Below are 25,807 nucleotides of genomic sequence, written 5' to 3'. Positions count from 1 at the left end.
CCCTCTAAGCCGTCGTCCCATCGATCGACCGCCGGATCACCTTCTGCACTTCCGCGTTCGACAGGAACAGGTCGTGGTTGACGATGCCCCAGCCTTCCGCTGACGCATCGACGACGCGGACGCCGAGGCGGGAGATGGCGGCTTTTTCCGCTGCGCCGACCCGGGTCATTCCGCCGGCGAGCTGTCCCGACAGCGCCAGCGCGCGGTCGTTGGTCGAGGCGATCACGGTGATCTTGCCGGCCAGCGGGCCAATGCGCTGGATCGCCGAAGAGAACACGTCCATGTCGATGTCGGGCGCGGCAAACACCACCGCGCCGATCTTGCCCGTGACCGTGTCGCCGTATTTCGCATAGAGCTGACGCAGGCTTTCGAGCGTCAGCATGGTTCCCATGCTGTGGGCAACGATGTGCACGCGGCCGGCGCTTGGCGCCGACACCAGCGCGGAAAGCACGCGTTCGAACTCGTCGCGGGACCACATCGCGCTGTCGCGGTCATAGGCATAGTCGAACAATCCTGCCCTGGAGGGCCAGGAGAACGCGATGGTCCGGCCGCGGAACCGGATTCCGTCCGAGAGATGGGCGGCATCCAGCACCGCCGTCTCGAAGGTCTGCTTGAAGCCGTGCACATAGATCAGCACGTCGCCTCCGCCGGTCTCGGCAGCGAGCTCGCCGGCATCGGCCGACGCCGGTTCGACCCGGTCGAGGCGCCAGTCGCCGATTCCGACCGAGGCGAGAGACAGACGGCTCTCGTCCGGCGCCACCAGCCTCGCTCGCGCGATCGTCATGCCCGTCCCACGCTCCGGCCCGAACCAGGGTTTCGCGCGGCCGCCACCAGCAGGCTTGCGCGTGGTGGCGACGAGCACTGTGGGATCAGCTGACAGCGATGACGCGTCATAGCGCGCGCCGGTCGCACCCAGCCCGGAGCATCCGCCGAGAGCAACGGCGCTCCCTGCCGACAGAAGTCCGCCCAGGACGGCGCGGCGCGAAACAGCATGGCGGGAGCCGCGTTGCAGAAGAGATCTAACGATCACATGGAACCTTTGGGAACTTGCCCACCAAAAACAACGCCCCGCCCAGTCCCTGAATGACAATGCAGGCGAGAAGACGGCGGAGCGGCGTCGCGCTCGGTTCGTCACGGCGTTCGGACGGGCGTCGGATCAGTCCGTGATGTCGATCGAATGAAGCGCGCACCACGCGCGAAGCGCCTGCTTTGTCGCGTCATCCTCGAAAACGAGCCAGTAATCGGCCGCGCCTCGTCGGGCAAAACAGCTGATCGGCTGTCAACCCCTCTTCCTTAAAATATTCCACTTTACCGAAATTCGGTTTTGTCGTATGTGTCGGCCATTCCAGCCCACATAAGGGGCGGTCGTACGTCGTTTCGAATGCGGGCTGGGAGTTGCGGTGGACGCGGGCGGCGTCAAGGCGGAGCTTGCGCGGGCAGGGCGAGAGAACCTCGTGAGCGCGCGTGACCCGCGAAGACGAACGGCGCTCCTGCGTACGGCAAAACCGCGTCGTCCTGGCCGTCGTTGCCACGGTCAAGCTGTTCGAAGATGCGCGCAAGCTCAACCGGGCGAACGGCATCGTCAATTCGAATGGCGAGGGAGGCCAAAAGGAAAGTTCGGCTCCCGGGAGAGCGCGGCATATTGGCCGTCAGACCATCGCGCAGGGAAGGCCTGGTATCGGCTGCCCTGTGTCTCGCCTGTGCACGGCGTGTGCATCTGTTCAGCACGGGGGTCTTTACGGGTGCCAGCCGGCGCCCGGCCTTCCCTGCACCCTTTCTTTCGAGAGGGTGTGAAGAGGAGCACAGCTCGGGCAAATCATTGCCGCGAGACCGCGAACGCGTGCCCGACCAGCCTGCGACAATCGCGCACGGTTCGACAGTGCGGTTCCAGCCTGGCGCGAGGAGAGGTCAACACAATCTCAACCGAACCCGCTTAGGCCTGTCACTTGCTCATTCCAAAGTCTCTTGTGACGAGTCTCCCGCATGACATCGGCTTGGCGTCTCTCTCTCCTGCTTCTCGTCCAGCTCCTCGCGGGGGTTTCCGCCCACGCGCAGGAAGGCCAGGTCGTCAAATTGTCGGCCAGCATCGAATATCAGCGCATCGCGCGCTGGGATGCCGATCAGCTCAACAAGATCCTGCAGGTCGACACGCCCGCCTTCGCCGGGATCACCACAACCTACAGCCCGGCGCGCAACGCCGTCCGGCTCTATCGCGTGACCTATTCGTCCGTCGTGCCCGAGCGCGGCAACAAGCCGACGATCGCCTCCGGGCTGCTCGCGATCCCCGAGGACAGTGGCACCTCGTTCCCGATGGTGTCGTATCAGCACGGCACCGTCTACGGGAAGCAGGAGGTCCCCTCGTTTCCGCTGCAATCACCGGAAACGCAATTGATGATCGCCCAGTTCGCCGGCCAAGGGTACGCCGTGATCGGCGCCGACTATTTCGGGCTGGGCACGTCGTCGGAGCCGGAAGGCTACATGGTCAAGGCGAGCCACCAGCAGGCGACCTACGACATGCTGATCGCGAGCCGCGCAGTGCTCGATCATCTCAAGCTCACCACGACGAAACTGTTTCTCGCCGGCTGGTCGCAAGGCGGGTTCGTGACCATGGCCATGCTCGAGAAGCTCGAGCAAGCGGGCGTCAAGGTCGACGCCGCCGCCACCGCGAGTGCGCCGGTCGACGCGTTCGTGGCGCTGAACGGCTTTCTCAGCTTCCCGCGCAAGAACGATGCGAGCTGGGTGAATTCGCTGTTCATCCTGACGGCGTTCTCCTTCGAGAATTATTACGGCGTGCCAGGGCTCGCGCGCTCGCTGATCGCGGATGCCTATTACGACGTGTCGCGCAAGGCCTACATGCGCGAGCCTTTCAACGCCGCGGACGTGCCGACCGATCTGCACAAGCTGATCCGTGCCGACTATTTCGATCCGCAGTTCTTCGAACTTCGGCCTACGGGCGGCTTGTCGCGCAGACACAGGCCTATCGCTGGATCGTCAAGAGCCCGGTGCGCAACTATTACGGAGAGACCGACGAAGCCATCAGCGTCGGGCTCGGCCAGCTCGCCATGACCTACCAGCGCGCGATCGGCAGCGGCAACACGGCGGTCGACGCCGTCTCGACCGGCAGCACCAGCCATCGCGGCACCTTCGCGACGGCCGTGCCGAAGTGGAAATCCTGGTTTGACGGGCTCTGACGGCGCGCGCGATTTCGCATGATGCGTCGGCATCGGCGGCGGTAGTCGTTCGCCCGAAAATCTGCCTCTATGCGCGCCGGGACGGTGCGCGATGCGGCCGGTCTTCGCTTCCAAAGCTGCTGCCGGGCCTTTGGAGGTTTGGCAATAGCTTTCGGAGTGACGATATGAGCGGTTTGGTGATCAGCGGCGGCCGGGTGGTGGATCCCGCGAGCGGGATGGACGCCGTTGGCGATGTGGCGGTAGTGGACGGCAAGATCGCGGCCGTCGGCACGGACCTCGGCGGCGCCGAGCGGGTGATCGACGCCACCGGGCTCGTGGTCGCCCCCGGCTTCATCGACCTGCACGCCCATGGCCAGTCCATTCCGGCCGACCGCATGCAGGCGTTCGACGGCGTCACGACGACGCTCGATCTCGAGGCCGGCGTGCTGCCGGTCGGGTCCTGGTACGAGCGACAGGCCAGGAAGGGCCGCGTGCTGAACTACGGCGCCGCCACCAACTGGGCGTTTGCGCGCATCGGCGCGATGACGGGCTCGAACGCCGAGAGTTCGCTGGAGGCGTTCGGCAACGCCATGCGCGACCGCCGCTGGATGGACAACGTCGCGACCGACGCGGAAGTCGCCGGCGTTCTCGAGCGTCTCGCGCGTGGCCTCGACGAAGGCGGCATCGGCATCGGCATTCTCAATGCCTACGCGCCGGGCGCCGGCGTGCAGGAGCTGACCGCGGTCTGCCAGCTCGCCGCAGTCCAGAACGTGCCGACGTTTACCCATGTCGCCTTCATGTCGCGCATCGACCCCGAGAGCGCGGTGGAAGCCTATATCCGCCTGATCGGCTATGCCGGCGCTACCGGCGCGCACATGCACATCTGCCATTTCAACTCGTCGAGCAAGACCGACGTCGAGCGTTGCCGCGTGCTGATCGCAAAAGCGCAGGCGCAGGGCCTTCCCATCACGGTCGAGGCCTATCCTTACGGCACCGGCTCGACCGTGCTGGCCGCCGCCTTTTTCAGCGACCCCGAATTCGTCGAGCGCAACGGCACCGGCTACGATTCGGTGCAGCGCGTGACCGACGGCTATCGCTTCCACGACCGCGAGGAGCTCCTGAAGGCGCAGGCCGAAGAGCCGTCCTCGCTGGTGCTCTGGCACATCCTCGACATCGAGAACAATTCGCATCACCGCGACCTGCTCGACATGTCGGTGCTGTATCCCGGCGGCGCGATCGCGTCCGACGCGATGCCGTGGACGACGTCGGACGGCAAGACCTACACCGGCGATGCCTGGCCGCTGCCTGACGATGCCACCTCGCATCCGCGCTCGGCCGGCTGCTTCACCCGCTTCATCCGCGAATGGGTGCGCGAGCGCAAGACCGTGTCGCTGCTGGAAGGCGTGCGCAAATGCGCGCTGATCCCGGCGGAAATCCTGTCGCAGAGCACGCCGGCGATGCGTGCCAAGGGCCGGCTCACGAAGGACGCGGACGCCGACATCGTCGTGTTCGACTACGAAAAACTCTCGGACCGCGCCACCTTCACGGCGATGAACCGTCCCTCCGAGGGCGTGCGGCATCTCGTCGTCAGCGGCCAGCCGCTGATCACGGATGGCGTGCTGGATGTGACGGAGCGGCCGGGCAAGCCGGTGCGCCGCCCCGTCGTCGGAGGCTGATCCATGCCGGTCCCCATTCTCCTGGTGACGGGCTTTCTGGGGGCGGGCAAGACCACGGTGGTGAACCACCTTCTCGCGCATGCGGAGGGACGACGGATCGCCGCTGTGGTCAACGATTTCGGCGCCATCAACATCGATGCGGAGCTGATCGCGGGCGCCAGCGACGGCGTGGTCAGCCTCGCCAACGGCTGCATCTGCTGCACGCTCGAAGGCGATCTCTTGCGCACGCTCTCGACGCTGTTGCGGCGGGATCCGAAACCCGAGCATATCGTCATCGAGACCAGCGGCGTCGCCGATCCCGCCGACATCGTCCGCAATCTGATGGACCCCGTGATCCTGCGCGAGGCGCCGCTGGAGACGGTGCTGTGCGTGATCGACGCCGCGACACCGCCGGCCGCGCTGGACGACGCCCTCCAGCGTTCGCAATTGCGCGTTGCCGATATCGTGGCCTTGACCAAGCTGGATCTTGCGGACGAAGGCGCGGGTGCGCGGATGCGTCAGGCCATCCGCGCGTTGCGCCTTCCTGCCGTGGTGGTCGATGCGCGACATGGCGAGATTCCGTCCGCGCTGCTGTTTCCCGCGAACGTCGAGCGTGCACCCGCGCCGCGCGATCCGGGCCCGAAACGCCCGGCAGAGCAGCGTTTCGAGACGCTGAGCTGGACCTCGGACCGCCCGATCTCGCTGCCGCGTTTGCAGCAGGCCATCGGCAGACTGGCGCCGAAACTCGCGCGCGCCAAGGGCCTGTTCGAGACCGTCGAGCAGCCCGGCCGCCAGATGGTGTTTCAATTCGCCGCCGGCCGAGCCACGCTGGCTCCGGGCGATGCACCCGCGCCGGGCGTACCGCGGACGCGGATCGTCTTCATCGCCGAGCTCGGCGTGTTGTCGAAAGCCGAGCTCGACGCGATCATGGAGGCTTGCGTTGCGGGCGAGTGATCAGATGTGGAGCCGCCCAGAACCCACTAAGGCCTCAGCACGACGCAAGCGCGGTGACTGCCCGCGTCGCGGCAGCTTCCTGGCCCGAGCCGACGAAGCCGCAGACGATGGAGTCGAGTTCGCCCGGTTGCTTGCGGCGCGCGACCGCCAGCAATCGCATCAGTTCAGTCTCGTCCTTCGACAGTCGACGACAGGACGGCGGCATGAAGCACAGCTCGCAGGGCCGGCCGCTACGAAGGATTCTGACCAGCGCGGCAACGCGCGCGACCAGCAGCGGACTGTCGGCAATATCGGGCGCCTCGTCGGCAAAGCGATAGGCGGCTTCCCAGCAATCGGAGGCGCCGGTCGAATAGGCCGCCCCGATGAAGCGGAACAGCGACAGCGCGAGGCGGCAGAAATCATCGTAATTGTCGACGCAGGGGCGCGCGCCAAGCGCGGCCTGGAGCGGACAGAGCCGCGATTTGCCGGCGTCCGGCACAGAACCGCAAATATCTGGGGGCATGAACGGTCTCGTCAGTGCAGTGTCGGACTTCCGACCAGCCAACTCTTCATCGCCATGGTGCGGCCCTGGTCGAATGACCGCACGTGCCGGTCGGGCAGGATGAGACCCGCCATGCGAAAGATCGTGGCGAGCCCCCGCACCGGCGCCAGCGCCCAATCGGCACCGACCGGCGGCAGCCAGCTCTCGAACCGTTCGCGCACGATGTCGATGCGATCCTGCTGTGCCGCGGCGATGGCGTGCAGGATCCCTTGCTCGCTGTCCGACATGCGCGGACAGGTCGGGCAGTGCACTTCGATCGCGGTGTGGGCCGTGCAGGCGAAGATCTCGATGATGGATTCCAGCGAAAGCACGGCATCGCCGACGCGGAAATGGTCGTACACCTCCTGGATGTCGGCTGCGGTCGGAACGGCGCCTCCACTGCGTGCCTTGGCGCGGAATCCCCAGATGAAGAGCCGCTCCGCGGCGCTGAGCGTGGGAAGCTCGAGAGACCCTGATGATGTCGATGGATGCATGAAGCCTCTGGACCTTCGCTGCTCGCGCCACCGCTGGCGCTGATCGTTGGCATTGATCGTTCTGCCGGAGCTCTCTCCAAGTCAACGCTCGCAGAGGCGATATCGAGGGCTTCTAGATTTGAAGAGGTTTAGATTCGGGGAGGCGGCTCCGCTTCGGCGGCCGCTGGACGCAGAAGCTGTTCACGCGACAACGAGGTCATTGCCTTCATCGCGGGCGTGCGGGCGGCCTAGCGCACGGCGTTGCGGAAATGGGCCGCGATGTCGGCACGTGTCGCCACCCAGACGCGGCCCTCGAGCCGCGCCAGTTCCGCGAGAATGGCCTTTACGGCGCGGAAACGTGCGGGCCGGCCGCAAATGCGCAGGTGGAAGCCGATCGACAGCATCGCGGAGCGGCCGCGGTCGGCCTCCTCGACCAGCGTCGCAAGCGCGGCACCGACATAGTCCGAGAAATCTTCGGGCTGCACGAAACCATTCGGATGGAAGAACTTCATGTCGTTGGTGTCGAAGCCGTAAGGCAGGATCAGCATCGACCCTCGCGGCGAACGGCTCCAATAGGGCAGGTCGTCGTCGAGTGCGTTGGAGTCATAGGCGAAACCGAGATCGATGAGGAGGTCGCGTGTCCAGGTGCTCTGGCTGCCGCGCGACATGAAGCCGGCCGGCGTGACGCCGGTGGCGTGGGCAATGACGTCGCGCGTCCGCTCGATGTCGCCACGCTCGGTCTCGGGATCGCCGTAGCGCGCGTGCGGCAACCAGCGCCAGCCGTGCACCGCCGGCTCGTGTCCCGCTTCGATCACGGCGCGCGCAAGCTCGGGCACACGCTCGACCGCGCGGCCGCACATCATGAAGGTCGAGCGGACATTCGCGTAGGCAAAGGCGTCGAGGAAACGCCACAGGCCGGCCCGCATGCCGTAGTCGAACACCTGCTCCTGCACGAGATCGCGAACGCCGGGCGGCGATGTCGAGGCGACCTCGCCGTAGCGCTCGGTCTCGGCGTCGCCCTGCTCGACGGCGAGCTCGGCGCCCTCTTCGAAATTCACCACGAGCGACACCGCGACGCGGGCGCCGTTGGGCCAGATGATATCCGGCCGCGCCCTTCCGTATCCTCGTAGATCGCGTTCGATCGGCATGATCAGCGATTTCCGATCTGGCGACTGACGCCGCCGAAGAGTTCGGCACAGACGAGGCCGGCGAGCGTCACCAGCACGATCACGCCCGAGACGGCGGCGACCCGGACGTCGAGGCTGCCTTCGAGGATCGCCCACAGCTTGATCGGCAGGACCTCGGTGCGGGCATCGGCCAGGAACAGTGACACCGGCACGTTGTCGAACGAGGTCAGGAACGCGACGAAGCAGCTCGCGACGATGCCGCGGCGGATCAATGGCAGCGTGATACGGCGGAACGTGTACCAACGGCTGGCGCCGAGGCTGAGCGAGCAGGTGATCAGCACCGGATTGAGCTGCTGCACGGAGGCTCCGACCATCCGGATCACGAAGGGAACACAGATGACGGTGTGGCCAAGCACGAGCGTCGCCGCGGACAGGCGGATGCCGAGCAGGTTGAAGACCAGCAGCAGCGACAGGCCGAAGGCCATCGCGGGCAGGACCATAGGCGACATGAACAGCGCATCCAGCGCGCGTGCGATCTTCAACTTGCTCCGTGCGAGCCCGAGCGCGGCGGCGCCGCCTAGTACCGCGGAGAGGATTGTCGCCGCAGCGGCAATTTTCAGGCTCGTCAATGCTGGCTCCATGATCTCCTGCGATTGCAGCAGCTCGACATACCAGCGCAGCGACCAGCTCGGCGGCGGGAATTTCAGCGTGATGCCGCCGGTGAAGGATATGACGAGCACGACCAGCGTCGGCGCCAGCAGCAGGAGCATGCCGAAGCCGGTGATCGTACCGACGACGGCGGAATAGACCCGGTCGACGAGGTTACGCTGCATCGACGCCTCGCATGAAGCGGCGGGACAACGCGCCGATCGCAAGGACGATGCCGGTGACGGCCAGGGTGAAGATCAGGGATAGCGCCGCCGCGAACGGCCAGTCCTGCACGCCGACGGCCTGCTGGTAGATATAGGACGGCATCAGGATGATGCGCCCGCCGCCGACCAGCGTCTGGGTGATGAAGGCGGTTGCGCCGGCAGCGAAGACGAGCAGCCAGCCGGCGATGGCGCCCGGGAGCGTCAACGGCAGGATGATGGTGATGAAGATGCGGGCGCGGCTTGCACCCAATCCCTCGGCAGCCCGCGTCAGATTGCCGTCGAGCCGCAGCAGGCTGTTGATGACAGGCAGCGCCATCAGCGGAAGCTGGATCTGGGTCAGCGCCAGCACCATGCCCTCCCAGGTGTAGAGCAGACGGGTGGGCGCCTGCCAGAACCCCAGCGACAGCATCGCCGAGTTGACGATGCCGTCGCGGCCGAGGATGACGATCCAGGCGAAGGTGCGCACCACCGTGCTTGTCAGCAGCGGCAGCATGATCAGGAAGGTGATCAGCGTGCGCATGAACTGACCGCTCGCGACATAGACGAGCGCGAGCGGATAGGCGAGGATCAGCGTCGCGAACGCGACCTCCGCTCCCAACCAAAGCGTGTCCGACAGCACCTTGAGGCTGAACGGATCGGACAGGAATCGCACATATTGGACCAGCGAGAGGCCGGTGAATTGCGGGTCCCGAAACAGGCTGACCAGCACGAGTGCGGCCAGCGGCAGCACGAAGGCTGCGAAGAACAGCGCTGCCAGCGGGACCACCGGCAGCAACTGTCTGGACGCGGTCGTGTCGGCCCGCGACATCTAGATCTTCACTTCCTTGCTGAAGCGGGTGATCCATTCGCCGCGCATCGCCTGGAACTTGGTCCAGTCGAGCAGCACGTTGTTGGCGACGAGGTCGTCGACGCTCTTGGCCACCGTGAGGTTCGCGCCGGTCAGCGCCACCTTGCCGTTGGTCGGCATCATCACCCAGGGCGCGGCCTCGAGCCCCTTTTGCGCGGCGACCGACATCACGGTGTCGAGATAGTCGAGCACCAGCTTCGGGTCCTGGTTGTTCTTGACGATCTGCGCGCTGGTGCGGATCACGACGGCACCCGACTTCGGCTTGGCAAAGGCGATGTCCACGCCCTTTGCGGCCAGCAGTGCGACGTTGTTCCAGAAATTGAAGGCGATATCGATCTCGCCCTGCTGGAACAGCGCCGCCAGCGCGCCGGGCGAGGCCGCGATCGCGCCGACGTTCGGCAGCAGCTTCTTGATGGCGTCGAAGGCCGGCTCGATATTGGTCTCCGAGCCGCCGTTGAGTTTGGCGATCTCGACCATGAAGGCGGTGCCGAGGCTCGAGCCGAGCCCGGTGATACCGACGCGACCCTTGTACTCGGGCTTCCAAAGGTCTTCCCAGGAGGTCGGCGGCGTCGTGATCTTCTTCGGATTGTAGGCGATGCCGATCAACTGACAGGTGATGACAGGGGCGTAACCGTCGGGATGGCGGAACGCGCTCGGAATGTCGGCTAGGGATTTCGACTGTTCCGCCGGGAATTTTTCCAGCACGCCGCTCGCGATCGCCGGGATCAGCGGGCCCTCGTCGAACAGCACCACGTCGAAGGGCGGCGCATTGCGCGAGGCCTGGATCTTGCCGATCTGGTCGACACCGAGCAGGGGCGTAAAGGTGACGCTGCTGTCGCTGGTTCTCTTGAAGGCAGGCCCGACCACGGCGCGGAAGGCTTCGTCGAAGCTGCCTGGATAGGTTGTCGCCACGATCGAGGTCGCGGCGCGAGACGATGTCGGCCATCCCAGGCTTGCCGCCGCGAGCGCGGCCGAACCCGAGGTGAGCAGCGATCTCCGGGATAGGCTCATGTCAAACACTCCTTTGCTGATGGTCCTGGACGCCGTCGGCCGGCGTGCTGAAAATGCTGATGCGCGAGGTGTCGGTAATCGCGAGCCAGGCCGTCTCTCCGGCTTGCGCCTGCGTGGTCGTCGCGGCGCGCGCCTGACTGATCTTCACGGCCTCGCCGCTAGTCGTCAGGCCCTCGGTGACGCTGACCGCGCCGAGGGGGACCGTGGCGCGGATCGTGACGGGAATGGCGCCGGGTCGGTCGGCAGCGCCGAATACGATGTTCTCGGGCCGCACCGAGATCGTCACCGGCGTGCCGCGCCGGCGTTGCGCGGAGCGCCCAAGGTCGATCTCGGGACCGGCCTCCAGCAGCACGCGATCGGTCTCTGTCACGGTGCCGCGCAGCAGATTGGTGTGACCGATGAAGCTCGATATGAAGAGGCTGGCCGGCCGGTCGTAGAGCGCATCCGGACTGTCGATTTGCTCGATGCGTCCCTTGTTGAGCACGACGATGCGGTCGGCCATCGACAGCGCCTCCTCCTGGTCGTGCGTGACGATGATGGAGGTGACGCCGAAGGTCTTCAGCAGGCTCTTGATCTCGATTTGCATGTCGAGACGCAGATTTTTGTCGAGCGCCGAGAACGGCTCGTCGAGCAGGACGAGGCCCGGATCGATCGCAAGCGCGCGTGCCAGCGCCACGCGCTGCTGCTGTCCGCCCGAGAGCTCGCCTGGCAGCCGGCGCGCAAACTGCGCCATCTGGGCAAGCTCGAGCATCTGCTCGACTTTCGCGGCGACTTCAGCATTCGGCCGTTTGCGCGCCCGCAATCCATAGGCGACGTTCTCGAACACGGTGAGATGCGGAAACAGCGCGTAATTCTGGAACACCATGCCGATGCGGCGGCGATTGGCGGGAATGTGCTCGACCCGCGCGCCATCGAAGCGAACCTCCCCTTTGGACGGGCGCAGGAAGCCGGCGATGATCTGGAGCATCGTGGTCTTGCCGCAGCCTGACGGCCCGAGGAGCGCGATCAGCTCTCCGGCCGCGACGGCAAGCTCGATCTCGTCGAGCGCGACGGTCGCGCCGAAAGCGTGGCCGATGCCCTTCAGATCCAGCGAATGTCCGCGCACGTCACTCAACGTCAGCTCCATCCCTCGCATTGTCCTGCGGAAGGAGGATTAGCAATCGCCGTGCCAGTGCAAGCTGCTTTCTAAAGTGTTGCGAACGCTGCGCTAATTTTGAGGCGCCAAAAATTGGCGCCAATTCACTGCATATATTGTAAACAGTATGGCAGTTACCTTGTGCAAAAAATGGGCTGCGGCAAGAACCGGGAATCCTGTAAAAGCGGGACATGAAGCGAAGCCGTCCTCTCAAGCGCAAGACCAAGCCTGTCGAGCCGAAGCGCGTTGAGCCGGATGCCGTCGATCCGCGCAGCATCGACGATGATCCGGTGGTCCAGGGCATTCTGACCGCGGTCAGCCAGAAGCGGCTGAAGCCTGGCGCCAAGCTCGGCGAGGACAAGCTCGCTTCCGCCTTCGGCACGACGCGGATTCACATCCGGCAGGCGCTCGCCCATCTCGCCTCGCGCAAGGTGGTGATGCAGATCCCCAACCGCGGCGCCTTCGTGTATCGGCCGAGTTGGGAAGAGGCGCAGGACATCTTCGCCGCGCGCCGCGTCATCGAGGTCGCCGCGGTCGACGCGGCGGTCGACCGGTTGGACAAGTCCGGCAAAGCCGCGCTGAAGGCGCACATGGAGCTGGAGGCGCGCCACGATCGCAACGATCGTTGGGCCTCGCTGTCGCTCACCGCGGAGTTCCATATCCTGGTCGCCAAGCTTGCGGGCAACCGCGTTCTGCTGGACCTGTCGCGCGAGCTGATGCTGCGAACGTCGCTGGCGATCGCGACGTTCGAGCAACCGGGCGAGCCGGATTGCTCGCCGGACGCGCACCCGGACATCGGGGCGTTGATCCTCGCCCGGGACAAGGCCGGCGCGATCCATGCGATGCGTCATCACATTGAGGAGATGGAACAGCGGATTCAGCCGAAGGAGGGCGCAGACGAGGTCGACGAACTCACCGCGATCTTCAAGGAGATTGGTGCGCGCTCACGAGCCGGCGCCTGACATGTCGGGTCGTCGCATCCTCCTGATCAATCCGAACAGCCTCGAGGCGACCACAGCGATGATGGTGGCCATCGCGAGGTCGGAAATTCCCGACGGCTTCGAGATCGTCGGCGCCACGGCAACACGCGCTCCCCCAATGATCGTTTCGGCGGATGCGCTTGACGCGGCTGCGCCCGAGGTCGAGGAGATCGCGCTGGCCGCGAGAGGCGCCTGCGCTGGCATCATCGTTTCTGCGTTTGGCGATCCCGGCCTGGCGGGGATCAAGGCCAGTACGGATTTGCCTGCTGTCGGTATCGGCGAGTCCGCGATGCTTGAAGCGGCTGAAGCCGGCCGCCGCTTCGGCGTGGCGACCACGACGCCGCGGCTCGGCGCGAAGATCGACGCCTTGCCGCAAGCATTGGGATTGGGACATCGCTATACGGGCACGCGCTTCGCCGATGGCGATCCGCACGAACTGATGCGCGATCCGGAACGGCTGCTCGCTGCCCTTGCCGGCGCGGTCGAAGCCTGCATCGTGCAGGACGGAGCCGAGGCTGTGATCATCGGAGGTGGGCCGCTCGGCGAGGCTGCGCGACAACTTCAGCCGATGTTCACCGTGCCGATCATCGCACCGATTTCGTCTGCCGTGGCACGGATTATTGGTCTCATCACAGCGCGTGCGGCCGGCTGATATTCCGGCCTGCGGGAGCGGTGGTCGCAACCGGCCTCCCCAGTCTTGACGCCAGCGGCTAAAGTGATGAAGCAGGATCATCGAATTGGCCAACCCGCATGCTTGCGGGCACGGAGACCGCTGCATGTCGTTCAAGAAGCTGCTGATCGCCAATCGCGGCGAGATTGCCATCCGCATTGCGCGCGCGGCGGCCGATGCCGGCATCGCGACCGTTGCGATCCATCCCGCCGATGATGCGCTTTCGCTGCATGTGCGGGTGGCCGACGAAGCCGTCGAAATCCCCGGCCGCGGCGCGCGGGCCTATCTCGATATCCAGGCGGTGGTGAAGGCCGCGACGAGCGTCGGCTGCGATGCCGTGCATCCCGGCTACGGCTTCCTCAGCGAGAACGCCGCGTTCGCCACAGCGTGCGCGGGCGCAGGCATGACGTTCGTCGGTCCGAAGCCGGCCGCGCTCGAACTATTCGGCGACAAGGTCGCGGCTCGGCAACTGGCAAAACGTTGCGGCGTGCCGATCATCGCCGGCACCAGCGGACCGTCCTCGCTGGAGGAGATCACGGCGTTCTTCACCTCGCTCGGTAGCAATGCGGCGATCGTGATCAAGGCCATGGCCGGCGGCGGCGGTCGCGGCATGCGGGTCGTGGAGAGCGCGATCGATCTTGCGGAAGCCTATGCGCGTTGCCAGTCGGAGGCCAAGGCGGCGTTCGGCTTCGACGGCGTCTATGCCGAGCGGCTGATCCGGCAGGCGCGTCATATCGAGGTGCAAATCATCGGCGACCGCCATGGCGCGATCTCCCACCTCTGGGAGCGCGAATGCACCATCCAGCGCCGGCACCAGAAGCTGATCGAGGTGGCGCCGAGCCCGTCGCTGAGCGATTCCCTGCGTGGCCGCATCATCGAGGCAGCGAAGCAGCTCGCGACGGCGGCGAGTTACGACAATCTCGGCACGTTCGAGTTCCTGGTCGACGGCACGGCCGAGGACAGTTTTGCCTTCATCGAAGCCAATCCGCGGCTCCAGGTCGAGCACACCGTGACCGAAGAAGTGCTCGGGCTCGACCTCGTCCGCGCCCAGCTCGCGGTCGCATCAGGCGCGACGCTGGCCTCGCTCGGCCTGGCGCAAGGCTCGATCCCGAAGCCGCGTGGCTATGCCATGCAGCTCCGCGTCAACATGGAGACGCTGGATGTAACGGGCGCGACGCACCCGACCGGCGGCGTGCTCGCATTGTTCGAGCCGCCCTCGGGGCCCGGCGTGCGCGTCGATAGCTTTGGTTATGCCGGCTACAAGACCAGCGCGGCCTTCGACTCGCTGCTTGCAAAGGTCATCGTGCATACGCCGAGCGAGGCCTGGCACGACGTGGTCGCAAAGGCATCGCGTGCCCTGCGCGAGTTCCGGATCGACGGCGTGGTTACCAATATCGCCTTCCTCCAAGCGGTGCTGGCGCATCCCGATTTCCGGACAAACCGTATCGCGACCGATTTCATCGATCGCAACATCGCCAAGCTCGTCGATGCCGCCGATGGTGCTGCCAAGCCGCTCTACTTCGCCCCGTCCGAGAGGGGCGGCGCGCACGGTGCCGAGACGCACGTCGCACAAGTGGTGCCTGAAGGCACGGTGATGGTCGCAGCACCGCTGCAAGGCACCATCGTCACCATTCAGGTGAAGGAGGGCGAGATCGTGCGCCCCGGCCAGCAGCTCGCCGTGATCGAGTCGATGAAGATGGAGCATCTGGTCATGGCCGAGCAGGGCGGCCGGGTCATGAAGCTTGCTGCCGGCGGCGGCGTCACGCTGCTGCATGGCGAGGCGATCCTCTATCTCGAGCCGCTCGACGTCGCGGCTGACAGCGCGACGGCCGAGGCCGATATCGATCTCGATCACATCCGCCCTGACCTGGCCGAGCTGATCGCGCGTCAGGCCAACACGCAGGATGCGAACCGTCCGGCCTCGGTCGAGCGCCGCCGCAACACCAACCAGCGCACCGCGCGCGAGAACGTCGCGCAGCTCGTCGATGACGGCTCGTTCATGGAGTATGGCAGCCTCGCGATCGCGGCGCAGCGCCGTCGCCGCAAGCTCGACGATCTCATCAAGAACACGCCGGCCGACGGCCTCGTGATGGGCGTCGCCACCGTCAATGGCGACAAGTTCGGACCCGAAGGCGCGCGCTGCATCGTCGTGGCCTACGACTACACCGTGCTCGCGGGCACGCAGGGCCACATGAACCACAAGAAGATCGACCGGATGCTGACCTTGGCGGAAGACTGGCGCGTGCCGCTGGTGTTTTATGCCGAGGGCGGCGGCGGCCGGCCAGGCGACACCGACCGGCTCGGCATGACCGGTCTCGACGGCCCCTCCTTCGTGCAGTTCGCAAGGCTCTCCGGCCTGGTGCCGGTGATCGGTGTCGTCTCCGGCTATTGCTTCGCCGGCAACGCCGCGATGCTCGGCTGCTGCGACGTCATCATCGCGACCAAGAACGCCTCGATCGGCATGGGCGGCCCCGCGATGATCGAGGGCGGCGGGCTCGGCGTCTATCATCCGGCCGAAGTCGGCCCTGTCTCGTTCCAGTCTCCGAACGGCGTCATCGACATCCTGGTCGAGGACGAGGAGGAGGCAACGAGGGTCGCCCAACAATACCTGTCCTATTTCCAGGGCGCGGTGACGGAGTGGCAGGCCGCCGATCAGCGCCTGCTGCGCCGGGCCATCCCCGAGAACCGGCTGCGCGTCTACGATATCCGCAGCGTGATCGATCTCGTCGCCGACAAGGGCAGCGTGCTGGAGTTGCGCCGCGACTACGGCGTCGGCATGATCACCGCGCTGATCCGCATTGAGGGCAAACCGTTCGGCCTGATCGCCAACAATCCGCGCCACCTCGGTGGCGCCATCGATGCCGATGCCGGCGACAAGGCCGCGCGCTTCCTCCAGCTCTGCGATGCCTTCGATCTGCCGATCGTCTCGCTGTGCGATACCCCCGGCTTCATGGTCGGCCCGGAAGCGGAGAAGACCGCGATCGTGCGCCACGTCTCGCGCATGTTCGTGACGGGCGCGAGCCTCACCGTGCCGCTATTCGGCATCGTGCTGCGCAAGGGCTACGGTCTCGGCGCGCAGTCGATGATCGGCGGCGGCTTCCACGCCTCGTTCTTCACGGCGGCCTGGCCGACCGGCGAGTTCGGCGGCATGGGGCTGGAGGGCTATGTCCGGCTCGGCTTCCGCAAGGAGATGGAGGCGATCGCCGATCCCGAGGAGCGCGAGACCTATTACCGCAACAAAGTCGCTGAGCTCTATGCCAATGGCAAGGCGGTCTCGATCGCCTCGGTGTTCGAGATCGACAACGTCATCGACCCCGCCGAGACCCGCCGCTGGATCATGGCCGGCCTGCGGTCCGTGCCGAAGCCGCCGGCGCGGACGGCGAAGAAGCGGCCGTGCATCGATACGTGGTGAGGGCGGTGCAGCAATAATCCCCGTTTCCGGTTCCCGATTGACATCTCCATCCGTGGTGCCAGACTTTGCACAATAATACAGGGTGGAGACGTCCGCGATGGCCAGCCTTTCGGCCTCGAACCATGTCGCCCGTGTCTTGTCCGTCGCCAATCATGTGGCCGAGGTCGATGCCTCGTCGCGGATCGCCAGCTCTTGGCGACGATGCCTGATCAGCCACAAGCTCGATCCCGCCCGGCAGGGGCCGCCGCAGACGCTGACCGAAGCCGAGATCCGCCACGTCGCCGAGCCGATGGAGGAGACGATCCGGTTGGTCTCGCCCGAACTCGATGACCTCGCCCGCGTGCTGCGTGACGCCGGGTATTGCGTCAATCTCGCTGACGCCAACGCGACCATGCTGTTCAGCCGATTGCCGGGCGAGGCGGACGCGCGACTGTTCATGGACTGGAAGATCTACACCGGCTCGAATTTTGCCGAGGCATGCGAGGGGACCAACGGTCTGGGGACCTGCCTCGCCGAGCAGAAGCCAATCCTGGTGCATCGCGACGAGCATTTTCGCGCGCAGTGGCACATGTTCTCCTGCGCGGTCGCGCCGCTGTTCGACCATGCCGGCCACCTCGCCGGAGCCATCAACATCACCTCTTGCCGAGAGGATCTCGAGCGCGCTGCGCATCAGCTCGCGCTCGCGGTGACGATGGAGGCAACGCGGCGGATGGAGGGTGCGATCTTCCGCGATCATTTCCGCAACGCCTGGATCGCGACCGTGCCTGATAACGGCGGCAGCGGTCTGCTTGCCTATGACGACGATCGCCGCATCGTCGGCGCCTGCCGTTCTGCGCGCGCATTGCTGGGTCTCACCGATGGTCTGATCGCCTCGGGCATCGACCTGTCGCGCTACGTCAAGTTCGATCATCATGCAGGCCGCGGCGCGGACCAGCTTGTCCAATTCCGCCGCGCCGACGGCAGCGCGCTGGGCCAAGGTCATGTCGCGCCGCCGCTGCGCGCGAGATCCTCTACGAGCCCGCTTGCGCCGCGCCGCGACGCGCCTGTCGACCGTTTCGACGCGCTCCATCGGCTCGCCGGCCGCGATCCCGGGCTGATCAGAAGCGTCAAGCGGCTCCGCAGCATAGGCGATCACAATCTGCCGGTGCTGCTGTGCGGGGAAACCGGCGTCGGCAAGGATTTGTTCGCGCGCGCCATTCACGCTGGCAGCAACCGCGCGCGCAGCAATTATGTCGCGCTGAACTGCGCGGCGATGCCGGAGAGCCTGATCGACGCCGAACTGTTCGGCTACGAGGCCGGCGCTTTCACCGGCGCGCGGCGCGACGGCTCGAAGGGGCTGATCGTGCAGGCCGACGGCGGCACGCTGTTCCTCGACGAGATCGGCGACATGCCGATCGCGCTGCAGACGCGCTTGCTGCGGGTGCTGGAGAACCGCGAGGTCTGGCCGCTCGGTGCGCTCAAGCCCGTCGCCGTCGACATCCGGCTGATCAGTGCCACCCACCGCGACCTGGGCCGCATGGCGGAGGAGGGCGCATTCCGGGCAGATCTCTATTTCCGTCTACGCGGCCTGGAGGTGCGGCTGCCCGCCCTGCGCGAGCGCGCGGATCGGGACGACGTCATCCGCCAGATCGCGCGCGAAGAGGCGCCGAATTGCCGCGTCTCGGACGAAGCGTGGTCGCGGCTCTCCGCCTATTCCTATCCCGGCAACATGCGCCAGCTCCGCCACGTGCTGCGGCTCGCCGGCTGCACCGCGGAGGGTGGGGTGATCACCGATGCCGATCTCGATCTGCCTCCGTTCGGCGGGAGAGCAGAGCCTGATCTCGCAGCGGCCGAGCGTGCGACGATCGTCGAGGCCTTGCGCAAGCATGGCGGCCGCGTCACCGAGGCAGCCCGCGCGCTGAAGCTTGGCCGCGCGACGCTCTATCGGAAGATCAAGCAGCTGAAGATCGAGACGGCGCAGTAGCGATCTCTGTCCCAGACCACGGACGTCGTAGGGTGGGCAAAGGCGCGCTTGCGCCGTGCCCACCATCTGTCCGAACCACGACAGAAGGCGTGGGCACGCTTCGCTTTGCCCACCCTACGATTTCTGCGCTTGTGATGGGTACCCCTCATCCGGCGCATCGCGCCACCTTCTCCCACAAGGGGAGGAGGAAAGAGAGCGCCGTTCCTTACGAAAAATCGCTCCAACTCAGATGCCGCGAGTCGAGGTCGCCAACCGTGACGGTGCCGCGCATCTCGCGCGGCGTGTGGAAGCTGCTGCGGAGATAGATCAGCGGGGTCGCTTCCGCGCCGTGCGACACGCCGCGCACCTCGCCGACGAAGATCGAATGCGTCGTCGTCTCGAATTCCTGCGCCAGCACGCAGTCGAAGGCGGCGACCGCGTCCGTCAGCACCGGCGCACCCGTGGCCCCACGCGTCCACTGTCCGAACGCAAAGCGGTCGTCGCCGTTGACGCCCTTCTGCCCGCTGAAGGTCAGCGCCAGCGCCGCGTGGTCCTCGTGCAGGAAGTTGATCGCGAAGGCGCCTTCTTCGCGGATGCGCGCATGCGCGCTGGCATTGCGGTTGACGCAGACGATCAGCGAAGGCGGGCTATCCGACAGCGAGCAGGCCGATGTCACCGTCAATCCCGTGCGCTTGCCGTGCTCGGCACCGACCGTGACCAGCGCAACGGCTCCGGCACATTGGCGCATCGCCTGCTTGAAATCCTTTGCGTCGAGAGGACTGGCGTCGACCGTCACGCGGACATCTCCGAAAATAAAAGCGGGTGCGTCACGATCGCGCCGCACCCGCTGATCGTCAAGCCGCCTTCTTCGCGGAGCCGAGATGCTTCAGGCGCGGCATCACCTCGTTCTTGAGCAGCGAGAGCGAGTGGTGCCAGGCTTCCGGCTTGTGCTTGTAGTCGAAGCCGAACACGCAGAGCACGCCGAAGCCGCCGACCTCGTCGTAGATCTTTTCGATCTTCTCGGCGACCGTCGCCGGCGAGCCAACGATCCAGTTCCGCTTGGCGCAATATTCGACGGTGACGTCGCTGTCGGGCACGTCCGGCGCGTGCTTCAGATAGTCCTTGAAGCCGAAATGGCCGAGCAGCGGCAGGAAGTACTCGCCCATCATCCGGCCCATCATGTCGCCGGTCGAGAGTTTCCAGGCCTCCTCGTCGGTGTCGGCGACGAACACCTCGCGCACGAGGCGCCAATCGGCGCGGTTCGGCTTGCGCCCGGTCTTGGCGGCGCCGATCTCGACCGAGTCCCAGTGGCTGCCGACATAGGCCGGGTTGAGGTTGAGGCTCATCGGAATGAAGCCGCGCTCACCGGCAAGCTTCAGCGTGTCCGAGTTCTTGGAAAGCCCGGCGACGCCGATCGGCGGATGCGGCGTCTGCAACGGCTTGATGTGCGGCTTGAGGAAGTCGAACATCGTGTCCGGCTTGGTCACCGTCCAGAACTTGCCCTTGTAGGTCCAGGGCGCGGGATCGCTCCACATCTTCAGGATGATCTCGAGCGCCTCGCGGGTCATGTCGCGGTTCTGGCCGCTCATGCCGTCGACGTTGAACATCGCCCAGTCGCTCGGCAGGCCGGATGCGGCGACGCCGAAATTGAGCCGGCCCTCGGAGAGATGGTCGAGCATCGCGACGCGGTTGGCGAGCTCGGCCGGGTGGTGATAAGGCAACAGGAATCCGCCCGGCCCGATGCGGATGTTCTTGGTCTGCATCAGCGCCTGCGCGATCAGCAGGTCCGGCGTGGGATTGGGTTCCCAGGGCGCGGTGTGGTGCTCGCCGATCCAGGCTTCCTGGTAGCCGAGCTCGTCGAGCCAGCGCAGGACCTGTAGGTCCCAATCGTGTCCTTCCTTCAGGCCGCACTCCGGCGGATGCGAAGGCATCGTGAAATAGCCGATCTCCATGGGTTTCCTCATCTGATGTTGACGCGTCTTGTCGCGCGTTGACGGAGTTGAGCGGGGACGGTTCAGCAAGCGCTGTGCCAGTGCGGGGTGGCTTCAAATCGCAGAGAAAGGGCTGGTTTGCCCGTGCAATAGCCGGTATCCCGGCGTCAGACCCCAAGACGTCGTCTCATTGTCGCGAGACGGCGTCCCGGCCGTGAGACGAGGACAGAATGACCGAACCCGCTTATGTCGCGATGGACTGGGGCACCAGCAGTTTCCGGCTGTGGTTGGTCGATCGTGCCGGCCAGGTGCTGGCCGAGCGCCGCAGCGGTGAGGGCATGCTGGCGGCCGCCAAGGCCGGCTTTCCGGCCGTGCTGCAATCGCATCTCGCGGCGATCGAAGCGCCGGATCATCTGCCGGTTCTGGTCTGCGGCATGGCCGGCGCCAAGACCGGCTGGGTCGAGGCCGGCTATGTCGACACGCCGGCACCGCTTGCGGCCGTCCTGAAGCAGGCCGTGCGCGTCCCCGGCGAAGCGCGCGACATCCGCATCCTGCCGGGTATCGCGCAGCGCGACGCAAGCGCCCCCGACGTCATGCGCGGCGAGGAAACGCAGCTGCTCGGCGCGCTCGGCCTCAAGGCCGCCGGCGAGGCGCTGGTCTGCATGCCCGGCACGCATTCGAAATGGGTGCGGGTGAAGGACGGCGTCGTCGAACGCTTCTCCACCTTCATGACCGGCGAGCTGTTCAGCGTCATCTCGCGCGAGACCATCCTGTCGCTCGCGGTCGCGGGCGCGGACGAGGACGAGGCCCACGATATCGCGAGCTTCAAGGCCGCGGTGAGAGCCGCCCATGACGCGCCGGCCTTCGTCGCCAATCATTTGTTCGGCGCGCGGTCGCGCCAGTTGCTGTTCGGCGGCACGCCGGCTGCGGCGCGCGAGACGCTGTCGGGCACGTTGATCGGCGTCGAGCTGGCGGCCGGGCTCTCCGGCTCCGTGCCGCAAGCCGGTGTCAGGTTGATTGCCGCGGGGCGGCTCGCGGTGCTGTACCGGCTGGCGTTCGAGGCGCTGTCGGTCAACGTTGATCCGGTCGATGCGGATGAAGCCGCTCGCCGCGGCCTCTCGATGGCGGCTGCCGCGATCTGGACGAAATCAAAGGATCTTTGAGATGAGCATTCCCTTTCCCCCGATGAAGCGGCCGCTCGTTGCGATCCTGCGCGGCGTCAAGCCCGAGGAGACCGAGGCGATCGTCGGCGTGCTGATCGAAGCCGGCATGACAGCGATCGAGATCCCCCTGAACTCGCCCGATCCGTTCCGCTCCATCGCAACGGCGGTGAAGCAGGCGCCTGCGGACGTGCTGATCGGCGCAGGCACGGTGCTGGCCACCGCGGATGTCGATCGTCTCAACGACGTCGGCGGCAGGCTGATGGTCTCGCCGAATGTGGATACGCAGGTGCTGGTGCGTGCGCATCAATACGCCATGGTCACGCTGCCCGGCGTGTTCTCTCCGACCGAGGCGCTGCTTGCGGCGCGCTCGGGCGCATCGGGTCTGAAATTCTTCCCGGCCAGCGTGTTGGGCGCGGCCGGCATCGCCGCGATCCGCGCCGTGCTGCCGTCGGGTGTGATGATCGCCGCCGTCGGCGGCGTCTCCGATCAGAACTTTGCGGAATACATCAAGGGCGGCGTCACCGCCTTCGGGCTCGGCTCCAGCCTCTACACGCCCGGCATGAGCGCGGCCGACGTCGCCGCGCGCGCCAAGGCGACGATCACGGCTTACGATCGGGCAATTCAGAAAGATTGACGGACAATAAACTAGCCGTGAACCCGGCATAACCTATTGTGCCTCATATTGCCGCGATGCTGACGTGACGTATCGCGCAGTGTGACTGGCGACAGCAGGAGACCGACATGGCGATCAACAACGTGGCCGATCTGTTCGTGGCAACGCTCGAGCAGGCCGGCGTCAAGCGCATCTACGGCATCGTCGGCGACAGCCTGAACGCCCTGACCGAATCATTGCGCCGCCGCGGCACCATCGAATGGATCCATGTCCGCCACGAGGAGGTCGCCGCCTTCGCCGCCGCCGGCGAAGCCGAGATGACCGGAAGCCTCGCGGTGTGCGCGGGCTCCTGCGGTCCCGGCAATCTGCATCTGATCAACGGCCTGTTCGACGCGCATCGCAGCCGCGTTCCCGTGCTGGCGATCGCCGCGCAGATCCCCTCGGCCGAGATCGGCGGCGGCTATTTCCAGGAGACGCATCCGCAGAACCTGTTTCGCGAATGCAGCCATTATTGCGAGCTGGTCTCCGACCCGAGCCAGCTTCCCTTCGTGCTGGAGAACGCGATCCGCGCGGCCGTTGGCCTGCGCGGCGTCGCCGTCGTCGCCATGCCCGGCGACGTCGCCTTTCGTAGCCCGCCGAAGCGGGCGCTGTCGACCACGCGCGGCCTCAGCGTGGCGGCGCCGAAGGTGGTGCCGCAGGCGGACGAGCTGCAGGCGCTGGCGGATCTCCTCAACGGCGCCGAGCGCGTCACCCTGTTCTGCGGCCGCGGCTGCGCCGGCGCGCATGCGCCCTTGATGCAGCTGGCGGAAGCGCTGAAGAGCCCGATCGTGCATGCGCTCGGCGGCAAGGAGCATGTCGAATACGACAACCCCTACGACGTCGGCATGACCGGCTTCATCGGCTTCTCCTCGGGCTACGCCGCCATGCATGCCTGCGACACGCTGGTGATGCTCGGCACGGACTTTCCCTACAAGCAGTTCTTCCCTGATGATGCGAAGGTCGCGCAGATCGACATCCGTCCGGAAAATCTCGGACGTCGCTGCAAGATCGATCTCGGCCTCGTCGGCGACGTCAAACTCACCATCGAGGCGCTGCTGCCGCTGTTAATAGCGAAAACGCAGCGCAAGCATCTCGACGACGCCGTCGCGCACTACAAGAAGGCGCGCGAGGGGCTGGACTCGCTCGCCAAAGGCACACCCGGCAGCAAGCCGATCCATCCGCAATATCTCGCAAAGGTCATCAGCGACCACGCGTCTGACGATGCGGTCTTCACCGCCGATGTCGGCACACCCACGGTGTGGGCCGCGCGCTATCTCGACATGAACGGCCGCCGCCGGCTGATCGGCTCCTTCGTGCACGGCTCGATGGCCAACGCGATGCCGCAGGCGGTCGGCGCGCAGGCCGCCCAGCCCGGCCGCCAGGTGATCTCGCTGTCCGGCGACGGCGGCTTCACCATGCTGATGGGCGATCTGATCACGCTGACGCAGGAGAAGCTGCCGGTGAAGGTGGTCGTCTTCAATAACGGCGTGCTCGGCTTCGTCGCGCTGGAGATGAAGGCGGCGGGCTTCGTCGATACCAATGTCGATCTGAAGAATCCGGACTTCGCAGCGATGGCGCGCGCCATGGGCATCTTTGCCAAGCGTGTCGAGGACCCCGGCGAACTGCCCGGTGCCGTCAAGGAGATGCTCGCCCATGACGGGCCGGCGCTGCTCGACGTCGTCACCGCCAAGCAGGAGCTGTCAATGCCGCCCACCATCACGCCCGAGCAGATCAAGGGCTTCAGCCTCTGGGTGCTGCGCGCGGTGATGAACGGCCGCGGCGACGAGGTGCTCGACCTCGCCAAGACGAATCTCCTGCCGCGCTAGCCCCGCTTCACCAATGGCGCGGGCAGCGGCTGCTCGTGGCGGCGCTGGAAGCGTTGCCAGTGCAGCACGCTGCCGACCGTCAGTGCCGGCACGAAGCCGAGCACGATCAGGAAATGCGGCAGGTGCGTCGGCGAGACGAAGGCGATCGCGATGTCCGAGATCAGCCAAAGTGCTGCGAACATCACCGCGAAGTCCGTTCGCGGGCAGCGCAGGTAGTAGAATACGGCCGTGATGACGATCGCAGGCCCGATCGCCACGCCGATCATGATCGCGGTCAGTTCCTTCGGCGTCAACGCGTCGAGCATCATCGAGGCCAGCAGCCAGAGTGCGGCGAACATGGCGATGATGTCGAGCGGATGCCGCAATCCAATACCTCTCGCGGGGACGTCCCATCGTTGTGGCCGGAACTGCGGCCGTCAAGTCAAAATGCGTCTATTCCTCGTCGCGTCCGGGCGTCGGGCGCAGCATGAAATGACCGAAGGCGGTGGCGATCGGCTTGTCCGCATCGTCCTGCCAGGCGCGCGCCTCGAAGGCGACGATGCGCCGGCCCTGCTTCACGATCGACACGTTGGCGAAGGTGTCGAGCGCGCGGCCGGAGCGAAGATAGTTGATGGTGAGTCCGATCGGCTTGGGCAGCGCGGCGATGCCGAGCTCGCGCCTTACGCCGAAGATCGCAGTGGTCTCGAGGAAGGCGCCGGTCATGCCGCCATGGATCGCGGGCAGGATCGGATTGCCGATGATCTGCGGCGAGAACGGCATCGTCAGCGTGCCGTCGTCATTGACGCGAATGCCGAGGGCGCGCGCGAACGGGCTGCTCGCGAACGGACCGTCCGGATCGTCCGGTGCCTCCAGCGTCGGAATGCTGCGCAAGTCCATCCTGCGATCGGCCAGCATGTTGGTGCGGTTGGCGCCGATCATGAAGCAGGCGGTCGCGGTCGCGACCGGATCATCCTCGGACTCCTGATAGGCGGTGGAGCGCACGAAGGCGATCGAGCGCGTGGTGCGGTAGCAGACCGAATGCGCCTTGATGTCGAGACCGGGCGTGGCCGGCTTCTGGTAGTCGATGCGCAGATCGAGGGTTGCGATCGCGCTCGTACCGTCGAGTGCAAGTTGCACCGCCATGCCGCAGCTCTCGTCCAGCATCGCCGTGACGACGCCGCCATGCAGCACGCCGGTTTCGGTGTCGCCGACGAAGACGGGACGATAGGGCAGGCTGGACCAGGCCTCGCTTGGCGCGAAACGGTCGAGCTGGAGCCCGCTGATCTGGCCGTAATCGGAGCGGCGGCCCTTGATGGCTTCGGCGAGTTCCTCGAACGGGAGCGTGGATGGCAAAGTGGACATGGCAACGTTCTAGACCAGCTGTGCGCGCCGCGCAAAACCCGGATCGACCCCGCGCGGGCCGGTTTGGCCTCGACAGAGCAGGCCGAAGCACCGATGGTGAGCGCTTCGTTCGCCGACCAGCCCCAA

The 25,807-nt window shown here is 66.1% G+C and carries 21 protein-coding genes and 1 pseudogene; 10 read left to right on the top strand and 12 right to left on the bottom strand.

The window, feature by feature from the left end; all coding sequences use genetic code 11:
* Positions 1 to 4 precede the first annotated feature (4 nt).
* Positions 5 to 1,030: an alpha/beta hydrolase gene (locus C7G42_RS10830; RefSeq protein ID WP_106949003.1), complete on the bottom strand. Its 1,026-nt coding sequence runs from the start codon at positions 1,028 to 1,030 to the stop codon at positions 5 to 7.
* A gap of 1,043 nt (positions 1,031 to 2,073) precedes the next feature.
* Between C7G42_RS10830 and C7G42_RS10825 the strand changes: the two are divergent.
* From C7G42_RS10825 to C7G42_RS10815, 3 genes and pseudogenes are all read left to right on the top strand, one after another.
* Positions 2,074 to 3,191 (top strand): annotated as a pseudogene (locus C7G42_RS10825) (alpha/beta hydrolase family protein).
* 119 nt (positions 3,192 to 3,310) lie between these two features.
* Positions 3,311 to 4,846, top strand: coding sequence for an amidohydrolase family protein (locus tag C7G42_RS10820; RefSeq protein WP_502694205.1), 1,536 nt, complete (start codon positions 3,311 to 3,313; stop codon positions 4,844 to 4,846).
* A 3-nt stretch (positions 4,847 to 4,849) separates the two neighbouring features.
* A complete protein-coding gene (locus C7G42_RS10815; protein ID WP_106949001.1) occupies positions 4,850 to 5,779 on the top strand; it encodes a CobW family GTP-binding protein in 930 nt (309 codons plus the stop codon).
* A gap of 34 nt (positions 5,780 to 5,813) precedes the next feature.
* Here C7G42_RS10815 and C7G42_RS10810 read toward each other — a convergent pair whose 3' ends face one another.
* The 7 genes from C7G42_RS10810 to C7G42_RS10780 form a co-directional block, all read right to left on the bottom strand.
* Positions 5,814 to 6,281: a hypothetical protein gene (locus tag C7G42_RS10810; RefSeq protein WP_106949000.1), complete on the bottom strand. Its 468-nt coding sequence runs from the start codon at positions 6,279 to 6,281 to the stop codon at positions 5,814 to 5,816.
* 11 nt (positions 6,282 to 6,292) lie between these two features.
* Complete coding sequence (locus C7G42_RS10805) at positions 6,293 to 6,793, bottom strand: hypothetical protein (protein ID WP_106948999.1); 501 nt, start codon at positions 6,791 to 6,793, stop codon at positions 6,293 to 6,295.
* Positions 6,794 to 7,020: 227 nt separating this feature from the next.
* On the bottom strand, positions 7,021 to 7,920 hold the full coding sequence (locus C7G42_RS10800) for a polysaccharide deacetylase family protein (protein WP_106948998.1): 900 nt from the start codon (positions 7,918 to 7,920) through the stop codon (positions 7,021 to 7,023).
* A gap of 2 nt (positions 7,921 to 7,922) precedes the next feature.
* Positions 7,923 to 8,732 (bottom strand): ABC transporter permease, encoded by an 810-nt coding sequence (locus tag C7G42_RS10795; protein ID WP_106948997.1) that lies wholly within the window; start codon positions 8,730 to 8,732, stop codon positions 7,923 to 7,925.
* Positions 8,722 to 9,579: an ABC transporter permease gene (locus C7G42_RS10790; protein WP_106948996.1), complete on the bottom strand. Its 858-nt coding sequence runs from the start codon at positions 9,577 to 9,579 to the stop codon at positions 8,722 to 8,724. The genes C7G42_RS10795 and C7G42_RS10790 overlap by 11 nt, the downstream gene beginning before the upstream one ends.
* Positions 9,580 to 10,629, bottom strand: a complete 1,050-nt coding sequence (locus C7G42_RS10785) for an extracellular solute-binding protein (RefSeq protein WP_106948995.1) — start codon at positions 10,627 to 10,629, stop codon at positions 9,580 to 9,582. It abuts the gene before it with no gap.
* Between the two features lies 1 nt (position 10,630).
* Positions 10,631 to 11,755, bottom strand: coding sequence for an ABC transporter ATP-binding protein (locus C7G42_RS10780; protein ID WP_106948994.1), 1,125 nt, complete (start codon positions 11,753 to 11,755; stop codon positions 10,631 to 10,633).
* A 200-nt stretch (positions 11,756 to 11,955) separates the two neighbouring features.
* Between C7G42_RS10780 and C7G42_RS10775 the strand changes: the two genes are divergently transcribed.
* The 4 genes from C7G42_RS10775 to C7G42_RS10760 all read left to right on the top strand — a co-directional run bounded on the left by C7G42_RS10775 (position 11,956) and on the right by C7G42_RS10760 (position 18,789).
* Positions 11,956 to 12,726 carry a GntR family transcriptional regulator gene (locus C7G42_RS10775; protein ID WP_106948993.1) on the top strand — a complete coding sequence of 257 codons (771 nt, stop codon included), beginning with the start codon at positions 11,956 to 11,958 and terminating at the stop codon, positions 12,724 to 12,726.
* Position 12,727: 1 nt separating this feature from the next.
* Entirely contained in the window at positions 12,728 to 13,396 is a 669-nt protein-coding gene (locus tag C7G42_RS10770; RefSeq protein ID WP_106948992.1) for an aspartate/glutamate racemase family protein, read from the top strand.
* 124 nt (positions 13,397 to 13,520) lie between these two features.
* Entirely contained in the window at positions 13,521 to 16,826 is a 3,306-nt protein-coding gene (locus C7G42_RS10765; RefSeq protein ID WP_106948991.1) for an acetyl-CoA carboxylase family protein, read from the top strand.
* Positions 16,827 to 16,923: 97 nt separating this feature from the next.
* Entirely contained in the window at positions 16,924 to 18,789 is a 1,866-nt protein-coding gene (locus tag C7G42_RS10760; RefSeq protein WP_199580835.1) for a sigma-54-dependent Fis family transcriptional regulator, read from the top strand.
* Positions 18,790 to 18,994: 205 nt separating this feature from the next.
* Here C7G42_RS10760 and C7G42_RS10750 read toward each other — a convergent pair whose 3' ends face one another.
* On the bottom strand, positions 18,995 to 19,564 hold the full coding sequence (locus C7G42_RS10750) for a flavin reductase family protein (protein ID WP_162407037.1): 570 nt from the start codon (positions 19,562 to 19,564) through the stop codon (positions 18,995 to 18,997).
* A gap of 58 nt (positions 19,565 to 19,622) precedes the next feature.
* Complete coding sequence (locus C7G42_RS10745; protein ID WP_106948989.1) at positions 19,623 to 20,720, bottom strand: LLM class flavin-dependent oxidoreductase; 1,098 nt, start codon at positions 20,718 to 20,720, stop codon at positions 19,623 to 19,625.
* Positions 20,721 to 20,929: 209 nt separating this feature from the next.
* On the opposite strand from C7G42_RS10745, the gene C7G42_RS10740 reads away from it, so the two are divergent.
* The 3 genes from C7G42_RS10740 to poxB all read left to right on the top strand — a co-directional run bounded on the left by C7G42_RS10740 (position 20,930) and on the right by poxB (position 24,340).
* Positions 20,930 to 21,862, top strand: coding sequence for a 2-dehydro-3-deoxygalactonokinase (locus tag C7G42_RS10740; protein ID WP_106948988.1), 933 nt, complete (start codon positions 20,930 to 20,932; stop codon positions 21,860 to 21,862).
* Between the two features lies 1 nt (position 21,863).
* Complete coding sequence (locus C7G42_RS10735; protein ID WP_106948987.1) at positions 21,864 to 22,496, top strand: 2-dehydro-3-deoxy-6-phosphogalactonate aldolase; 633 nt, start codon at positions 21,864 to 21,866, stop codon at positions 22,494 to 22,496.
* Between the two features lie 107 nt (positions 22,497 to 22,603).
* Positions 22,604 to 24,340, top strand: coding sequence for a ubiquinone-dependent pyruvate dehydrogenase (gene poxB / locus C7G42_RS10730; protein ID WP_106948986.1), 1,737 nt, complete (start codon positions 22,604 to 22,606; stop codon positions 24,338 to 24,340).
* Here the strand turns inward: poxB and C7G42_RS10725 are convergent.
* Both C7G42_RS10725 and C7G42_RS10720 read right to left on the bottom strand, forming a co-directional pair.
* Positions 24,337 to 24,705 (bottom strand): hypothetical protein, encoded by a 369-nt coding sequence (locus C7G42_RS10725; protein ID WP_199580834.1) that lies wholly within the window; start codon positions 24,703 to 24,705, stop codon positions 24,337 to 24,339. The genes poxB and C7G42_RS10725 overlap by 4 nt on opposite strands.
* 67 nt (positions 24,706 to 24,772) lie before the next feature.
* Positions 24,773 to 25,681 carry a PaaI family thioesterase gene (locus C7G42_RS10720; RefSeq protein ID WP_106948985.1) on the bottom strand — a complete coding sequence of 303 codons (909 nt, stop codon included), beginning with the start codon at positions 25,679 to 25,681 and terminating at the stop codon, positions 24,773 to 24,775.
* Positions 25,682 to 25,807: the final 126 nt, after the last annotated feature.

Source organism: Bradyrhizobium sp. MOS003, from assembly GCF_003020125.1.
In the GTDB taxonomy this organism is placed as follows: Bacteria; Pseudomonadota; Alphaproteobacteria; order Rhizobiales; family Xanthobacteraceae; genus Bradyrhizobium.
The sequence above is the reverse complement of the archived record's forward strand: the minus strand, read 5'-3'. Positions and strand labels throughout refer to the sequence as shown.

Excerpts from the sequence above, each read along its gene's own strand:
- C7G42_RS10760 (WP_199580835.1), top strand. The coding sequence starts at position 16,924 with ATGGCCAGCCTTTCGGCCTCGAACCATGTCGCCCGTGTCTTGTCCGTC.
- C7G42_RS10735 (WP_106948987.1), top strand. The coding sequence starts at position 21,864 with ATGAGCATTCCCTTTCCCCCGATGAAGCGGCCGCTCGTTGCGATCCTG.
- C7G42_RS10800 (WP_106948998.1), bottom strand. The coding sequence starts at position 7,920 with ATGCCGATCGAACGCGATCTACGAGGATACGGAAGGGCGCGGCCGGAT.
- C7G42_RS10805 (WP_106948999.1), bottom strand. The coding sequence starts at position 6,793 with ATGCATCCATCGACATCATCAGGGTCTCTCGAGCTTCCCACGCTCAGC.
- C7G42_RS10740 (WP_106948988.1), top strand. The coding sequence starts at position 20,930 with ATGACCGAACCCGCTTATGTCGCGATGGACTGGGGCACCAGCAGTTTC.
- C7G42_RS10790 (WP_106948996.1), bottom strand. The coding sequence starts at position 9,579 with ATGTCGCGGGCCGACACGACCGCGTCCAGACAGTTGCTGCCGGTGGTC.
- C7G42_RS10810 (WP_106949000.1), bottom strand. The coding sequence starts at position 6,281 with ATGCCCCCAGATATTTGCGGTTCTGTGCCGGACGCCGGCAAATCGCGG.
- C7G42_RS10745 (WP_106948989.1), bottom strand. The coding sequence starts at position 20,720 with ATGGAGATCGGCTATTTCACGATGCCTTCGCATCCGCCGGAGTGCGGC.
- C7G42_RS10775 (WP_106948993.1), top strand. The coding sequence starts at position 11,956 with ATGAAGCGAAGCCGTCCTCTCAAGCGCAAGACCAAGCCTGTCGAGCCG.
- C7G42_RS10720 (WP_106948985.1), bottom strand. The coding sequence starts at position 25,681 with ATGTCCACTTTGCCATCCACGCTCCCGTTCGAGGAACTCGCCGAAGCC.
- poxB (WP_106948986.1), top strand. The coding sequence starts at position 22,604 with ATGGCGATCAACAACGTGGCCGATCTGTTCGTGGCAACGCTCGAGCAG.
- C7G42_RS10795 (WP_106948997.1), bottom strand. The coding sequence starts at position 8,732 with ATGCAGCGTAACCTCGTCGACCGGGTCTATTCCGCCGTCGTCGGTACG.
- C7G42_RS10785 (WP_106948995.1), bottom strand. The coding sequence starts at position 10,629 with ATGAGCCTATCCCGGAGATCGCTGCTCACCTCGGGTTCGGCCGCGCTC.
- C7G42_RS10815 (WP_106949001.1), top strand. The coding sequence starts at position 4,850 with ATGCCGGTCCCCATTCTCCTGGTGACGGGCTTTCTGGGGGCGGGCAAG.
- C7G42_RS10780 (WP_106948994.1), bottom strand. The coding sequence starts at position 11,755 with ATGGAGCTGACGTTGAGTGACGTGCGCGGACATTCGCTGGATCTGAAG.
- C7G42_RS10770 (WP_106948992.1), top strand. The coding sequence starts at position 12,728 with ATGTCGGGTCGTCGCATCCTCCTGATCAATCCGAACAGCCTCGAGGCG.
- C7G42_RS10765 (WP_106948991.1), top strand. The coding sequence starts at position 13,521 with ATGTCGTTCAAGAAGCTGCTGATCGCCAATCGCGGCGAGATTGCCATC.